The sequence below is a fragment of the Streptomyces sp. NPDC097640 genome (genome assembly GCF_040302705.1).
Taxonomy (GTDB): domain Bacteria; phylum Actinomycetota; class Actinomycetes; order Streptomycetales; family Streptomycetaceae; genus Streptomyces.
In genome coordinates, this window is sequence record NZ_JBEOSB010000011.1 from 251829 (window position 1) to 264982 (window position 13154).

Annotated in this window: 16 protein-coding genes; 6 read left to right on the forward strand and 10 right to left on the reverse strand. The window is 71.0% G+C overall.

What is annotated here, in order from left to right:
- The first annotated feature begins 136 nt into the window (after positions 1-136).
- From ABTY62_RS19910 to ABTY62_RS19930, 5 genes are read left to right on the forward strand one after another with little or no spacing between them, the layout of a single operon-like run.
- A complete protein-coding gene (locus ABTY62_RS19910; protein ID WP_352130721.1) occupies positions 137-1648 on the forward strand; it encodes a sensor histidine kinase in 1512 nt (503 codons plus the stop codon).
- A 14-nt stretch (positions 1649-1662) separates the two neighbouring features.
- The gene (locus ABTY62_RS19915) at positions 1663-2088 is read left to right on the forward strand and encodes a roadblock/LC7 domain-containing protein (RefSeq protein ID WP_311728594.1); all 426 of its coding nucleotides are present in this window, start codon (positions 1663-1665) and stop codon (positions 2086-2088) included.
- Positions 2085-2444 carry a DUF742 domain-containing protein gene (locus ABTY62_RS19920; protein WP_311728592.1) on the forward strand — a complete coding sequence of 120 codons (360 nt, stop codon included), beginning with the start codon at positions 2085-2087 and terminating at the stop codon, positions 2442-2444. Before ABTY62_RS19915 ends, ABTY62_RS19920 begins: the two co-directional genes overlap by 4 nt.
- A complete protein-coding gene (locus ABTY62_RS19925; RefSeq protein WP_352130722.1) occupies positions 2425-3060 on the forward strand; it encodes a GTP-binding protein in 636 nt (211 codons plus the stop codon). Before ABTY62_RS19920 ends, ABTY62_RS19925 begins: the two co-directional genes overlap by 20 nt.
- Positions 3057-4328, forward strand: coding sequence for a cytochrome P450 family protein (locus ABTY62_RS19930; RefSeq protein WP_352130723.1), 1272 nt, complete (start codon positions 3057-3059; stop codon positions 4326-4328). Before ABTY62_RS19925 ends, ABTY62_RS19930 begins: the two co-directional genes overlap by 4 nt.
- Positions 4329-4586: 258 nt before the next feature.
- Here ABTY62_RS19930 and ABTY62_RS19935 read toward each other — a convergent pair whose 3' ends face one another.
- The 7 genes from ABTY62_RS19935 to ABTY62_RS19965 all read right to left on the reverse strand — a co-directional run bounded on the left by ABTY62_RS19935 (position 4587) and on the right by ABTY62_RS19965 (position 9514).
- Positions 4587-5240, reverse strand: coding sequence for a glyoxalase (locus ABTY62_RS19935; protein ID WP_352130761.1), 654 nt, complete (start codon positions 5238-5240; stop codon positions 4587-4589).
- Between the two features lie 139 nt (positions 5241-5379).
- Positions 5380-6120 (reverse strand): DUF305 domain-containing protein, encoded by a 741-nt coding sequence (locus tag ABTY62_RS19940; protein ID WP_352130724.1) that lies wholly within the window; start codon positions 6118-6120, stop codon positions 5380-5382.
- Positions 6117-6785, reverse strand: a complete 669-nt coding sequence (locus tag ABTY62_RS19945; RefSeq protein WP_352130725.1) for a thioredoxin-like domain-containing protein — start codon at positions 6783-6785, stop codon at positions 6117-6119. The genes ABTY62_RS19940 and ABTY62_RS19945 overlap by 4 nt, the downstream gene beginning before the upstream one ends.
- A 60-nt stretch (positions 6786-6845) precedes the next feature.
- A complete protein-coding gene (locus ABTY62_RS19950) occupies positions 6846-7379 on the reverse strand; it encodes a hypothetical protein (protein ID WP_352130726.1) in 534 nt (177 codons plus the stop codon).
- Positions 7380-7485: 106 nt separating this feature from the next.
- Positions 7486-8124 carry a DUF305 domain-containing protein gene (locus ABTY62_RS19955; protein ID WP_352130727.1) on the reverse strand — a complete coding sequence of 213 codons (639 nt, stop codon included), beginning with the start codon at positions 8122-8124 and terminating at the stop codon, positions 7486-7488.
- 101 nt (positions 8125-8225) lie between these two features.
- Positions 8226-8690 carry a DUF6153 family protein gene (locus tag ABTY62_RS19960; protein WP_352130728.1) on the reverse strand — a complete coding sequence of 155 codons (465 nt, stop codon included), beginning with the start codon at positions 8688-8690 and terminating at the stop codon, positions 8226-8228.
- A gap of 170 nt (positions 8691-8860) precedes the next feature.
- Positions 8861-9514, reverse strand: coding sequence for a M15 family metallopeptidase (locus ABTY62_RS19965; RefSeq protein WP_352130729.1), 654 nt, complete (start codon positions 9512-9514; stop codon positions 8861-8863).
- An 80-nt stretch (positions 9515-9594) separates the two neighbouring features.
- Here ABTY62_RS19965 and ABTY62_RS19970 point away from each other — a divergent pair, with 80 nt between their 5' ends.
- Positions 9595-10440 carry an aldo/keto reductase gene (locus ABTY62_RS19970; protein WP_352130730.1) on the forward strand — a complete coding sequence of 282 codons (846 nt, stop codon included), beginning with the start codon at positions 9595-9597 and terminating at the stop codon, positions 10438-10440.
- Between the two features lie 261 nt (positions 10441-10701).
- Here ABTY62_RS19970 and ABTY62_RS19975 read toward each other — a convergent pair whose 3' ends face one another.
- The 3 genes from ABTY62_RS19975 to ABTY62_RS19985 are packed head-to-tail and all read right to left on the reverse strand — an operon-like array spanning position 10702 to position 13129.
- Positions 10702-11493, reverse strand: a complete 792-nt coding sequence (locus tag ABTY62_RS19975; protein ID WP_352130731.1) for an ABC transporter permease — start codon at positions 11491-11493, stop codon at positions 10702-10704.
- Positions 11490-12437: an ATP-binding cassette domain-containing protein gene (locus ABTY62_RS19980; RefSeq protein WP_352130732.1), complete on the reverse strand. Its 948-nt coding sequence runs from the start codon at positions 12435-12437 to the stop codon at positions 11490-11492. Before ABTY62_RS19980 ends, ABTY62_RS19975 begins: the two co-directional genes overlap by 4 nt.
- Positions 12438-12466: 29 nt before the next feature.
- Entirely contained in the window at positions 12467-13129 is a 663-nt protein-coding gene (locus ABTY62_RS19985; RefSeq protein ID WP_352130733.1) for a DUF4097 family beta strand repeat-containing protein, read from the reverse strand.
- Between the last annotated feature and the right edge of the window lie 25 nt (positions 13130-13154).

Genomic DNA, 13154 nt, shown 5'->3' on the forward strand with positions numbered 1-13154 from the left:
GGGCCGGTCAAAAGCGTGTGTGCGGTACTACGATGTGCCGCCCATGGCTTGAAACCGACCTCGTCCCTCGATCACGCCCCTGAGGACCTGAGAGATGTCAGCACATATATCCAGCCAACCCGTCAAAGGGCTCCCCATGACGCGGCAGGCCCTGACCGTACCGCTGCTGGCGGCCGTCGTTCTCGGAGGCATCGGGGCTTGGGTGACGGCCGAAGTGCCGACCGAGAGCCGGGCGTCCGTCGGACTGTTCTCCGCGGTGGTCGTCATCGTGTCCTGCGTGGCCGGCGCGCTCGCCGCCGCCCGCGCCCAGGACGTACGGCGGCTCCGGGAGCGCGTGGCGGCCGTGGAGGCCGAGGCCGCGCGGCGTACGGCGGTGATGGAGGCCGAGACCACCAGGCTCGCCGACGAAACGATTCCCCAGGCGGTGAACCGGCTGCGCGAAGGGGACACGGTGGACACCGTGATCGCCTCGCTGGGCTCGCCCGCCAACCAGGCGCACGGCCGGGTCCTGAACACGCTGGTGCGGGAGGTGGCCACCGGAGAGCGCATGCGCGCCTCGGCCATGGCCGCCTGCGCCAACGCCGCCGGCCGGGTGCAGGCGCTGGCCACCAGCATGCTCGCCGACCTCCGCGAGATGGAGCACCGGCACGACGAGGCCGTCCTCGGCGACCTGCTGAAGCTCGATCACACCACCGCGCAGGCCGGGCGCATCGCGGACAGCATCGCGGTCCTCACCGGCGCCCGCTCAGGGCGCCGCTGGACCAAGCCGATCGTCATGGAGAGCGTGCTGCGCGGCGCGGTCGGCCGGATCAGCGCCTACCAGCGGGTCCGGATCCACTCGGCCAGCACCGCCGCGGTCGCCGGATACGCGGCCGAGGGCGTCATGCACGCCCTCGCCGAACTCATGGACAACGCCGCCACGTTCTCGCCTCCCACCGAGGAGGTGCATGTGTACGTCCAGGAGACGCACACCGGCGTCGTGGTGACGATCGAGGACGGCGGTCTGGTCATGGGACCGGCCGCGCTGACCCGCGCCGAGAAGGCCGTCTCCTCCGAGACCCTGGACCTGACCACGCTCTCCGGCACCCGGCTCGGGCTCGCGGTCGTCGGGCAGTTGGCCCGTAAGCACAACCTGACGGTCTCCTTCCGGCCCTCCTCGCGCGGCGGTACCGGCGTGGTCGTCCTGATCCCGCAGCAGCTGATCACCCACGCGAGCCAGGACTCCGTGACGGGCCGCACCGCGGGAGCCCGCCCGGCCGCCGCCCAGACCGCCACCCGGTCCGCGAGCCCCTCCGGCGCCATCGCCTCCGCCCGCTCCACCCGGACCGCCGCCCCGGCCCGTAACACCGCCCCGGCCGCCGCTCCGGCCGCCGCCCCGCGCGGCGCGACGGGCGAGATGAACGGCGAGGCGACCGGCGATACGGTCGGTGAGATGAACGGCATACTGCCCAAGCGCCGCCGCGGCGAGACGCTGGCCGCCGCCGCCCGGCCCGCCCCCACCGAGGCCAAGGAGCCCTGCGACCGGCCGCGCCCCGACGCCACCCGCTTCGGCGCCTTCCGCCAGGCCACCCGCGGCGGCTCCGCCGCCACCCCCGCCTCCGACGCCTGCCCCCTCCCCGAAACGTCTCCCGAGAACGACCAGCCGTGACAGAAGGAACCCCGATGAACACCACAGATCGCAGCTTGGACTGGTTGCTGGAGAACCTGCTGAAGAAGACCCCCGGCGCCCGGCACGCGCTGGTGCTCTCCAGAGACGGTCTCAAGCTGTGTCTCACCTCCGGCCTGTCCCTCGACCAGGCCGACCAACTGGCGGCCATCGCCTCGGGTATCCAGAGCCTGTCCCACGGCGCCTCCATCGAGTTCGGTGACGGCAGCGGCGGCGTCCGGCAGTCGATGACGGAGTTCCACGGCGGAATCCTGTTCATCGTGGAGGCCGGCGAGGGCGCCCACCTCGCGGTCATCGCGGAGGACGAGGCCGACGTCGGCGTCATCGGCCACAACATGAACGAGCTGGTCGAGCAGATCGGCGACCATCTGCGCGCCGCGCCCCGCGTGGCCGCGAGCGGCAGCGGAGGGGCCACCGCATGATCCGAGGGGCCGTCGACAGCGAGGATCCGGACCGGCTGTACATCGTCACCGGCGGCCGCAGCCGCGTGGACGAGAGCGTGTTCGACATGGTCACGCTCATCGTCAGCGAGAGCGAGCCCAGCCCCGGCATGCAGTCGGAGCACGCCAGGATCCTCCGGATGTGCCACCGTCCGCTGGCGGTCGTGGAGATCTCCTCCTATCTGGGGTTGCCGGTCAGCGTCGTGAAGATCCTGCTCTGCGATCTGCTCGACATGGGAAAGATCACCGCTCGCCATCCTCAGGTGGTCCGCGCCGATACGCGGCTGCCCGAACCCGAGATGCTGAAGAAGGTGCTCGTTGCACTCCAGAACCTCTGACCGCCCCGAGGGCGCGCAGCCGGGCCAGGACGCACAGCTGAGCCAGAGCGCGAGCGACGGTCTCAAGATCGTGGTCGTCGGGGGCTTCGGAGTCGGCAAGACGACCATGGTCCGGTCGGTCAGCGAGATCCGCCCGCTGAGCACCGAAGAGACCATGACCCAGGCGGGCGTGGGGATCGACGACGCCTCGCAGGTGCGGGAGAAGACCACCACGACCGTCGCCTTCGACTTCGGCCGCATCAGCCTGGACGAGCAGATGGTGCTCTATCTGTTCGGCGCCCCCGGCCAGGAGCGGTTCTGGTTCCTGTGGGACCGGCTGTTCATGGGCACCCTGGGCGCGGTCGTGCTGGTGGACACCAACCGGGTGTCCGACTCCTGGTACGCCATCGACCGGCTGGAACACCACGGCACGCCGTTCATCGTGGCGCGCAACAACTTCGGCGAGCCGAAGCACACCCTGGAAGAGGTGCGGGCGGCCCTCGACCTGTCGCCCGACATCCCGATGGTCGACTGCGACGCCCGGGATCGCGAGTCGAGCAAGGCCGTGCTGATCGCCCTGGTGCGCCATCTCTACTCCCTGTCCACCACCTCTGTTCCCCGGGAGAGCACCGCGTGACCACCCCGGACCCCACGCCCGAACCCGAGGACCCCTTCGCCGCCGGGTCGCAGCAGGGCTGGCCGGAGCAGCCGGACGCCGTGGTGCTGGACGCCGACGCCTTCCGGCACAGCCAGGACGACCTCTACCGGCGGCTCCGCCGGGACCACGGCCCCGTCGTACCCGTCCTGCTCGAGCGGCAGATCCCCGTCTGGCTGGTGCTCGGCTACCGGGAGATGGTGCGGGTCACCACCGACCCCAAGACCTTCGCCCGCGACTCGCGCCGCTGGCACTCCTGGGACAAGGTCCCGGACGACTGGGAGCTGATGACGTTCGTCGGCTACCGGCCCACCATGCTGTTCACCGAGGGCGCCGAGCACGAGCGGCGGGCCAAGGCGATCATCGACAGCATGGAGGTCGTGGACCCGTTCGAGCTGCGCGCGCTGTGCGAGCGCGTCGCGGACGGTCTGATCGACGACTTCGCGGGCAGCGGCAGCGCCGACCTGATCGCCGACTACGCCTGCCGGATCCCGCTGCGCGTGCTGAGCCGCATGTACGGCCTGGACGGGGCCGATTCCGAGGAACTCCAGCAGATCACGGTCGACCTGGTCAGCGGGGTCGGCGGACCGGCCGCGCACCAGAAGATGGTCGACCGGATGGTGAGCCTGCTGGGGCAGGCCCGCGCCAACCCGGACCGCAAGAACATCTCCACCGTCCTGGCGTTCCACCCGGCGGGGCTCACCGACGACGAGATCATCAACGACCTGCTGGGCAACGTCTACGCCGCCCACCAGCCCACCACCGACCTGATCGGCAACGCGCTGCGGCTGATGCTCACCGACGAGCGGTTCGCGGTCACCATGTCCGGCGGGCGGCGCAGCGTCGGCCAGGCGCTCAACGAGGTGCTCTGGGAGGCCACCCCGGTCCCCAACTGGATCGGCCGCTGGGCCGCCGAGGACACCATGCTCGGCAACCGCCGCATCAGGAAGGGCGACTGCCTGATGCTGGGCCTCGCCGCGGCCAACGCCGACCCCGACGTACGCCCCGACTTCCGGGCGGGCGCGGCCGGCAACCAGGCCCACATGGCCTTCAGCCACGGCACCCACGGCTGCCCCCCGGTCGCCCGTGAGCTGGCCGAGGCCATCGCCATGGCCGCGATCGAGGTCCTGATCGACCGGCTCCCGGATGTGTCCCTGGCCATCGCCCCCGAGGAACTGGAGTGGCGCTCGGGGCTGATGATGCGCGGTGTGTCCGCCATGCCGGTCGAGTTCAGCGCCACCTCCCACTGACCCGCCGACGAGTCGGGCCCGCGCGGCCCGCTTCCGTACCGCCGCCCCTCGCCTGGCCCGCGGGCCGGGCGGGGCGGTTCGGCCATGGCCGGCCTCAGCCCACCGCCTTCTTCTGCTCCTGCGCGTGCTCCTTCATCGCGGCCCGCTCCTCGGCGGTGAATCCGTTGTACTGCTCGGCCGACGACGTCGTGTGCTCCATGGCGGGTTTCCTCTCGTACGGGGATGAGGCGGGTCGGGGCGGGAGTGCGGGGCCGGCAGTCAGGAGGCGGTCTCCCAGGCGAATCCGTCCGGGTCGGTGAAGGGGCCGGCGGCGCAGCCGAGGACGACGCGGTGCGAGCCGGTGCCGTCGGCGGGCACGCCGAGGTCCTTGGCCAGGCCGCGGCGCTTGTACAGCGCCAGCTTGACGGGGCTGGACTCGTCGGAGGCGAACTCGGCGTACTTGCCACCGAAGCTCTTGGCCACGGTCAGGCCCCGGCCGACGTAGAACTGCTTGCTGCCCTTCACGTCCTCGACGCCGAGCAGGAGGACCATCTCGTCGATCTCGCGGGTGGCCGGGCCGGTGTCCTTCTTCGCCGAGGTCGCGATCTTCCAGATCGTCCCGTCCGGGGCCTGGACGACGCCGCCGTAGCCCCACAGCGACTTCGCGGCGGGCTTCAGCACGGTGGCGCCGGCGTCCACGGCGGCGCCGACGAAGCCGTCGACGGTGGCCGGCCCGGACACCGTGAGAGCCAGGGTGAAGCCGCGGAATCCGGTGGAGTGGGCCTCGGACGCCCGCAGACGTATGCGCGTGTCCACTCCGAAGGCGGTGTAGAAGCGGCGGGCGGCCTCGGGGTCGGCCACCTCAAGGGTGACGGATGCGATGGATGTGACGGATGCGCTGGATGCGGTGGAAGTGGTGTTCGCCATGACCATCACGCTACGGGGCCACCCGGCGACCGGGCTTCTCGATTCCTGACCGGTCTTGCCCCCCCCTCGCGGGCAAGCGCAAGGCGCCCCTCCCGGAGGGAGGAGCGCCTCAAGAGGTGACGCGCGGGGGCGCCCGAGAAGCGGGCTACGACACGGGTTTGGCGCCGCGCTTCTTCAGCATGTCGTTCATCAGCTGGATCTCCGACTGCTGGCCGTCGACCATGCCCTGCGCCAGGCGCTTGACCGTCGGGTCCTTCGCCAGTTTGACCGCTCCCTCGGCCATGTCGATCCCGCCCTTGTGGTGGGCGATCATCAACCGCAGATACATCACCTCGGCGGTCTTCCCCTTGGCCTTCCTCAGCTCGTCCAGCTGGGTGTTGGTGGCCATGCCGGGCATGAGGGACCCGTCGTGCGGCTTGTAGGCGCCGTCCTTGCCCATCGAGCCGTGGTCCATGGAGCCCATCGAGTCATGGTCCATGGACTCGTCCGACGAGAGGTCCTTCATCCAGGTCATCGGGGGGTCTTCGGAGGTCTTGGAGAGCCCCCACAGATCCAGCCAGCCCAGCATCATCCCGCGCTGGTTGGCCTGGGTGTTGATGATGTCGTACGCGAGGCGGCGCACATCCTCGTCGTCGGTGCTGTCGCGCACGATGAACGACATCTCCACCGCCTGCTGGTGGTGGATGGACATGTCCCGGGCGAACCCCGCCTCCGCGGAGGTGTCGCTCGGCTTCGACGGTCCGGTCGTGCCGTCCGAGCTGTCCGCGGTGAGCCACAGGACGCCCACCGTCACCAGCACCAGCAGCGCCAGCGCGGCGGAGACGCCCGCGATCAGCGGCTGCCGTCCCGCGCGGCCGGTGGTCGTCACCTGGCCGGTGTCCGTCATTCCGACTTACCTCCGGTGCAGGCGGCGCCCGGCTCGGGGGTCTGCTTGCCCTGCACGTAGTCCTTGAAGAACTTCTCCACGCGTGGGTCGGTCGCCGAGTCGACCTGGAGCTGGGTGCCCCAGGCGGTGAGGGTGATCGGGGCGTCCTGGTCCTGGTAGGGGCTCATCAGCGAGTACGGGGTCTGCTTCACGCGCTTCTCGAGCTCGGTGACGTCCTTGGCGTCCGCCTTGTCGGTGTAGGTGACCCACACGGATCCGTGCTCCAGGGCGTGCACCGCGTTCTCGTTGGCTATCGGCTTCTCGTAGACATCGCCGTTGCAGTTCTGCCAGACCTGGTTGTGGTTTCCGCCGGCCGGCGGCGACATCGCGTACTTGACGGAGCCCTCGACGTGCGTACGGCCGAGGTTCTTCCAGGTCTTCATGCCCTTGAAGGTCCCGGTCTTGACGGTCGACATCGTCACCGCCTGGGCCTTCTCCTTCTTCTCCTTGCTGGCGTCGATCATGAAGTAGCCGCCGACGACCAGCCCGACGACGATCACCGTGCACGAGACGATCGTGATGATGCGGTAGCGGCGGTCGCGCGCCTTCTCGGCGCGGCGCAACTCCTCGATCTTCTCGCGGCGCGCGGCCGCCGCGTTCTTCGTCTTCGATCCCTTGGAAGCCATGGCTTGTCCTTGTCCTTGCACTGGAGGAATAAGTGATGTGCGGATGTGGATACCGGCGGCCTAGGTGCGAAGCACTTGGAGCTGGTGGAGGCCGGGGGCGCGGATGGCGCGGCCGGGCGGGGCCCGGGTGGCATCCGTGTCGTGCGGGCGGTCGCGCGGCGGGAAGTCGGCGAGCGCGGGCGGGGGGACGGGCGCGGGCACCAGGCCCTGGCTCACCCCCCGGGGGCCGGCGACGCAGTTGTCGCCGGCGCCGCCCGCGCTGTGCGCCCCGGTCGCCCGGGTCGTCCCGGTCGGGGGTCCGACGGAGGCGGGGTCCGGGCATGCGCGGCCGGGCGCGGCGGCACGGATGGGTGCGGCGGCACGGATGGGCGCGGCCACGGGGGCCGTCACGGGGCGGGACTCGGGGCCGGACGGGGGGCGTGCCGAGACGGAGGCGTGCCGCACGGCGGACGTGTGTTCCACGGCCGGGTGGAGGAACGAGGGTGCCAGCCAGAACGCGATGGTGCACAGCAGGACGGCACGCCGAAGGACCGAGGGCACGGTGGCTCGCACCGTGCCGCCCGGTATTCGGGCCGCGTCGCGCTGTCTACTCATCGCGCCAGATCGTAACCACTGGGCCTGCCGCGGCTGAATGGGCAAAGGCCCGGCGGGGTGCCGGTGCCTTCGCCCATCGACCGTCAGCTGTGGGCCGGCCCGCGGGTCAGCCCTTGCCGAGGAGCTTGTTCATCTGCGTGATCTCCTCGTTCTGGGTCTTGATGATGGCGTCGGCCATCGTCTTGGCGGGTCCGTACGAGCCCTGCTTCTTCTCGGTGCGGGCCATGTCCACGGCGCCCTTGTGGTGCTCGACCATCATGGTCAGGAACGCGGTGTCGAAGGCCGCGCCGGAGGCCTTCTTGAGCTCCTCCATGTCCTTGGAGCTCATCATGCCGGGCATGCCCTCGTGCTGGGAGTGATCCATGCCGGGCATCGCCTCGGGGACCTTCTCGCCCCACGCCTCGAGCCAGCCGGACATGGTGCGGATCTCCGGGTCCTGCGCCTTCTTGACCTGGGCGGCGAGCTCCTTGACCGCGCCGGAGGAGGCCCGGGTGGCGGCCAGGTCGGCCATTTCCACGGCCTGGCGGTGGTGGGGGATCATCCCCTGCGCGAAGCTCACATCGGCGTCGTTGTGCTTGCCGGACGGGGCGGACGCGCTCGCGCTCGCGGTGGTCTTGGTCGAGTCGTGGCCGGAGCCGGAGTGGTCCTTGCCGCCGCCGTCGCTGCCGCAGGCGGTCAGGGTCAGGGACAGCGCGGCCGTGGCGGCGGCCGCGGCGAGGGCGGTACGGCGGGTGAGGGAACGCATGGGGGGACTCCTGAGGAATTTTTCGGTGGTTTTCGGGACATGCCGGTGCGGGGTGCCCGGCCCGCCCCGAGTGGGGGTGGGCGGCGCCGCGAGGGCGGGTCCTATATCCGCAGGAGCTGGAGCTCGGCCAGGCTGGGCGGCGCGCGCCCGTCGGCCGGGGAGGGTGCCGTGCCGAGCCGGGCCGCCGTGAGGTCGCGGCCGCAGACGGCGACAGGGGCCGCCGGGGGAGCGGACAGCGTGGGTCCGCCGCCGACCGCGGGTGAGGCACAGGTCGGATCGGCGTGGTGGATGTGCGGGCCGCCGCACGCGCCGTCGCAGCCGCTGTGGACCGTGGCGCTGGTCGCGACGGTCGTCATGGCGGTCATGGCCGTCGTCGTGGTGGCCGTCGTGGCGGTCGTCGTGGTGGCCGTCATCGCGGCGGCGGGGCGCTCATGCGCACGCGGCATCAGCCCGCCGGACGGCCCGAGGGCGTGCATGCCCAGCAGCCCGGCCAGCACCCCCAGCACGAGCAGCGCGCGCCACCGCCCCGCGGGCGGCGACGGACGGTACTCGGCAGGGCTCGGCACGAGCCCATGCTAAAGGGGCGGGCGGGTCGGTTGTGGCGGGGGATGCCGCACCCTTGCCGGGGCCGGCCCGTGCGCCACCAGACGGCCCCCCCTGCTCGACGCCGAAGTGCACCTCCTTGTCGAGCCACGTCAGGCCGGTCCCAGCCACCCTGGGAGAGCAGGGCCGCGGCTCAACCGAGCTCGCGCGGCCCGTACAGTGCGCTTTCGGCTCCGGTCGCAACGGCCCAGTAGCGATCGCCGAAGGACCAGTGCCACCACTCCGTGGGGTAGTTGACCAGACCCGCGGCGGTCAGTGCGGCACCGAGTATCCGGCGGTTGGCCCGCGCTTCAGGGCCGATGTTGTCGGCGTGCGTGTAACAGGCGCCGTCGCTCTCTTCCGGGCTGGCGTTCACCCGGGTTCCCATGTCGAGTTCGCGTCCGTCGGCGGTGACGAGAGTCAGGTCCACCGCGGCGCCGGCGCTGTGCGGTGCGATCTCCGGGGGCGATACGTATCGGCTCGCCGCCTGGTGCACCTGTGTCGGCGACCAGCCCGGGTTGTCGGCTCGCAGTTCGTCGGCGTAGCTCTCGAAGTAGTGGCGCTGTAGCGCGGGCGGCCGGTACCCCTCGATGAACAGCAGGCGGATGCCGTCCGGGAGCGACTGCTGTGCCTTGAGAAGGCGGGTCAGGACCCCTTCTCGCAGATGCGCGAACGCCCCTGAGCCATCGACCTTGCGGGAGTCGACGGCGAGGGAATCATCCAGCCGGACGTCGACGAGTGGTTCGCCGCAGTCGGCTACCGGGACCGCCGCGACCTTGGGATCTGACATCAACACGATCTCGTACATGCACCGATCATCGCCGACCCGTCACTCGGTGACGGAGCTGTTAGCGTGCAATCGTCGAGCGATGGGGGCGGAGACAGCAGATGGCATCGGACACGTTCCATATCGGCGGGGACCTGGAGGTACGGCGGCTCGGGTTCGGGGCCATGCACCTGCCGACCGAGCCCGCTGCCGACCGCGAAGCCGCCCTCGCGGTCGCCCGACGAGCCGTCGAGCTGGGCGTCACACTGATCGACACCGCCCATCTGTACGGCGGGGGCGCCAACGAAGAACTCCTCGCCGAGGCCCTGCACCCGTACCCCGCCGGGCTGCTCGTCACCACCAAGGTCGGCGTCGCGCGAACGGGCCCCGGCGGCGAGTGGCGGCTGGACGGGCGTCCGGCCATCCTGCGCGACCAGGTCGACCATGCCCTCCGCCGGCTCAGGGTCGACCGGATCGAGCTGCTCCAGCTGCACCGCATCGACCCGGAGACGCCGCTCGCCGACCAGCTCGGCACGTTGCGTGAGCTCCAGTCCGAGGGCAAGGTCGGCCGGCTCGGGCTGTCCGAGGTCACCGTCGCCGAACTCGGCCGGGCCCGGGAGATGGTCGACGTCGTCAGCGTGCAGAACCGCTACAACCTGCTCGACCGCGAACACGAGCCGGTGCTCGAGGCCTGTGAGGCGGCGGGGATCGCGTTTCTGCCCTGGCGGCCCGTCGCGGCGGGGGCGTCGGGGGCGAGGGCGGAGATCGCCGCCGTCGCGGCCGAGCTGGGCGCCACCCCCACGCAGGTCTCGCTCGCGTGGCTGCTCGGCCACTCGCCCGTCATCCTCCCGATCCCCGGCACCGCCCGGATCGACCATCTGGAGGAGAACCTCGCCGCGGCCCGTCTCGCCCTGCCCCCGGCTCACCGCGCCCGCCTCGACCGCCTGGCCGAGGGGCCGCGGGTCTAGGGGGGCGTCTGGCGGATCTTCCCCACCCCGCCCCTTCCCGCAGTGTCTATTTGCGGCTCCGCCGCGTGGCAGGGGCTTCGCCCCTGGACCCCGGGGTCTGGGGCGGAGCCCCCAGTTTTGGGAAGGGGCGGGGTGGGGGACGGCCCGCCGCAGGCGTCCTGGCGATGCCTACGAGAGGGGCGGCGTACATCGACGTGGTGTCGGTGTACGCCGCCCTGGGGTGGGACGCGCTGCGGGGGGTGGCCCGCGGTCTCATGGTGGTTATTTCGGGTCGCGGTTGAAGGTGGCCTGGGACCAGCGGTAGCCGAGGGCTGTCAGGGCCAGGCACCAGGTGATGCTGATCCACCAGTTGTTGCCGATGTCGGTGCCGAGGAGCAGTCCGCGGACGGTCTCGATCGTGGGGGTGAAGGGCTGGTACTCGGCGATCGGCTGGAACCACCCCGGCATCGCGTCGATGGGGACGAAGGTGCTGGAGATGAGGGGGAGGAAGATCAGTGGCATGGCGTTGTTGCTGGCGGCTTCGGCGCTGGGGCTGACCATGCCCATGCCGACGGCGATCCAGGTGAGTGCCAGGGCGAACAGTGCGAGGAGACCGAAGGCTGCGAGCCAGTCGAGGGCGGTGGCGTTGGTGGAGCGGAAGCCGATGGCCACGCCGACGGCGCCGACGAGGGCCACGCTGGCGATGGCTTGGAGGACGCTGCCGATGACGTGGCCGATGAGTATGGAGCCGCGGTGGATGGCCATGGTGCGGAAGCGGGCGATGATGCCCTCGGTCATGTCGTTGGAGACGGAGACGGCGGTGCCGATGGTGGTGCTGCCGATGGTCATCAGCAGGAGGCCGGGGACGAGATAGGCGATGTATGCGGAGCGGTCGGCGCCGCCGCCCCCGATGCCCGCGCTCATGGTGTCGCCGAAGATGTAGACGAACAGCAGGAGCAGCATGATCGGGGTGAGCAGGAGGTTCAGGGTGAGGGAGGGGTAGCGGCGGGCGTGCAGGAGGTTGCGGCGGAGCATGGTCGCCGAGTCGCGGGCGGCGAGGGAGAGGGAGCTCATCGGACAGCCTCCTTGGGCTGGTTGGTACCGCTGGTGAGGGCGAAGAAGACGTCGTCGAGGTCGGGGGTGTGGACGGTGAGTTCGTCGGCTTCGATGCCGGCGGTGTCGAGCCAGTCGAGGATGGAGCGCAGTTCGCGTTGGCTGCCGTCGCTGGGGATCTGGAGCGACAGCGCCTCGTCGTCCCGGGCGACTTCGCGGAGCGTGGTGGCGGCGGACTGATACGCGCCGGGGTCGGTGAAGCGGAGCCGGATGTGTCCGCCGGGGATCAGTCGCTTCAGCTCTTCCGCGGTGCCTTCGGCGGCGATCTTGCCGTCGTTCAGGACGGCGATGAGGTCGGCGAGTTCGTCGGCTTCGTCGAGGTATTGGGTGGTGAGGAAGACGGTGACGCCGTCGGTGACGAGTTCGCGGATGATCTGCCACATGTTGTGGCGGGAGCGTGGGTCGAGGCCGGTGGTGGGTTCGTCGAGGAAGATGATGCGCGGGGTGCCGACCAGCGTCATGGCGATGTCGAGGCGGCGTTTCATGCCGCCGGAGTAGGTGGAGGCGGGCTTCTTCCCGGCCTCGGTCAGGTCGAAGCGCTCCAGCAGTTCGGCGGCGACCCGCCGCCCCTCCCGCTTGGACAGGTGGTGCAGGTCGGCCATGAGGAGCATGTTCTCCTCGCCGGTGATCAGCCCGTCGACGGCGGAGAACTGCCCGGTGACACCGATCGCCGCACGCACGGCCTGCGGGTCGGCGGCGAGGTCGTGGCCGCCGATGCGGGCCTGCCCGCCGTCTGCGGTGATGAGCGTGGACAGGATCTTCACGGCGGTGGTCTTGCCGGCGCCGTTCGGGCCGAGGAGGGAGAAGATCGTTCCTTCCGGGACGGCCAGGTCGACGCCGTCGAGAACGGTCTTGTCGCCGTAGGACTTGCGCAGCCCGTTCGCCGCGATGGCCAGGTCGGTCATGAGGAGTGCTCCCTTTTACAGGCTGCGGGTCAGAGGCTGCGGGCGGTGATGTCGCCGTAGGAGGTGGTGGCGCGGATGTCGAGTTCGGGGGTGCCGTCGTTCTTGAGGGCGTTGCTGATGCGGCCGTACTCGGTACCGGCGTCCAGGGCGGCCGAGACGCCGGCGGCGGCGCCGACGGTGATGTCACCGGACTGGGTGCGGAGTGTGAGGGCGCCGCGTACGGCCTCGGTGATCCGGATGTCGCCCCTGGCGGTGCTGATCTCCGCGGGGCCGCCCAGCCGGCCGACCTCGACGTCGCCGTCGAGCGCGGTGAGGCGGACGCTCGCGGCCTCGTCGATCTTGATGCGGCGGTACGCGCCGTCGAAGGCGACGTCGCCGAGGCGGCCCACGCCGCGGAGCTCGGAGCCGGACGCCTTGGCCTCGACGCGGGAGCCGACGGGCAGCTGGACGGTGACCTCCAGGGAGCCGGAACCGAGGAGCTGGTTCTTGGGCTCGGAGGTGCGGACCCGCAGGATGCCGTCGGCGTAGGCGACGGTGGTCTGCTCGGCGGTCTGGACGTCGCGGCTCTTGGAGGGATTGGCGGGCCGGATCTCGACTGTGGTGTCGGCGCGGTCGGCGGCGATGAACTGGACGCGTCCGGCGGGGATGTCCAGGTCGACGGTGACCGGGGCGGGGGTATCGAACTTCTGCATCGTGCGTTCCTTCGGCTCGTTGTTT

What these genes read in the sequence shown, in the direction of transcription:
- ABTY62_RS19910 (WP_352130721.1), top strand. Translation starts at nt 137, where the DNA reads ATGACGCGGCAGGCCCTGACCGTACCGCTGCTGGCGGCCGTCGTTCTC.
- ABTY62_RS19915 (WP_311728594.1), top strand. Translation starts at nt 1,663, where the DNA reads ATGAACACCACAGATCGCAGCTTGGACTGGTTGCTGGAGAACCTGCTG.
- ABTY62_RS19920 (WP_311728592.1), top strand. Translation starts at nt 2,085, where the DNA reads ATGATCCGAGGGGCCGTCGACAGCGAGGATCCGGACCGGCTGTACATC.
- ABTY62_RS19935 (WP_352130761.1), bottom strand. Translation starts at nt 5,240, where the DNA reads ATGGTCATGGCGAACACCACTTCCACCGCATCCAGCGCATCCGTCACA.
- ABTY62_RS19940 (WP_352130724.1), bottom strand. Translation starts at nt 6,120, where the DNA reads ATGACGGACACCGGCCAGGTGACGACCACCGGCCGCGCGGGACGGCAG.
- ABTY62_RS19945 (WP_352130725.1), bottom strand. Translation starts at nt 6,785, where the DNA reads ATGGCTTCCAAGGGATCGAAGACGAAGAACGCGGCGGCCGCGCGCCGC.
- ABTY62_RS19950 (WP_352130726.1), bottom strand. Translation starts at nt 7,379, where the DNA reads ATGAGTAGACAGCGCGACGCGGCCCGAATACCGGGCGGCACGGTGCGA.
- ABTY62_RS19955 (WP_352130727.1), bottom strand. Translation starts at nt 8,124, where the DNA reads ATGCGTTCCCTCACCCGCCGTACCGCCCTCGCCGCGGCCGCCGCCACG.
- ABTY62_RS19965 (WP_352130729.1), bottom strand. Translation starts at nt 9,514, where the DNA reads ATGTACGAGATCGTGTTGATGTCAGATCCCAAGGTCGCGGCGGTCCCG.
- ABTY62_RS19970 (WP_352130730.1), top strand. Translation starts at nt 9,595, where the DNA reads ATGGCATCGGACACGTTCCATATCGGCGGGGACCTGGAGGTACGGCGG.
- ABTY62_RS19975 (WP_352130731.1), bottom strand. Translation starts at nt 11,493, where the DNA reads ATGAGCTCCCTCTCCCTCGCCGCCCGCGACTCGGCGACCATGCTCCGC.
- ABTY62_RS19980 (WP_352130732.1), bottom strand. Translation starts at nt 12,437, where the DNA reads ATGACCGACCTGGCCATCGCGGCGAACGGGCTGCGCAAGTCCTACGGC.
- ABTY62_RS19985 (WP_352130733.1), bottom strand. Translation starts at nt 13,129, where the DNA reads ATGCAGAAGTTCGATACCCCCGCCCCGGTCACCGTCGACCTGGACATC.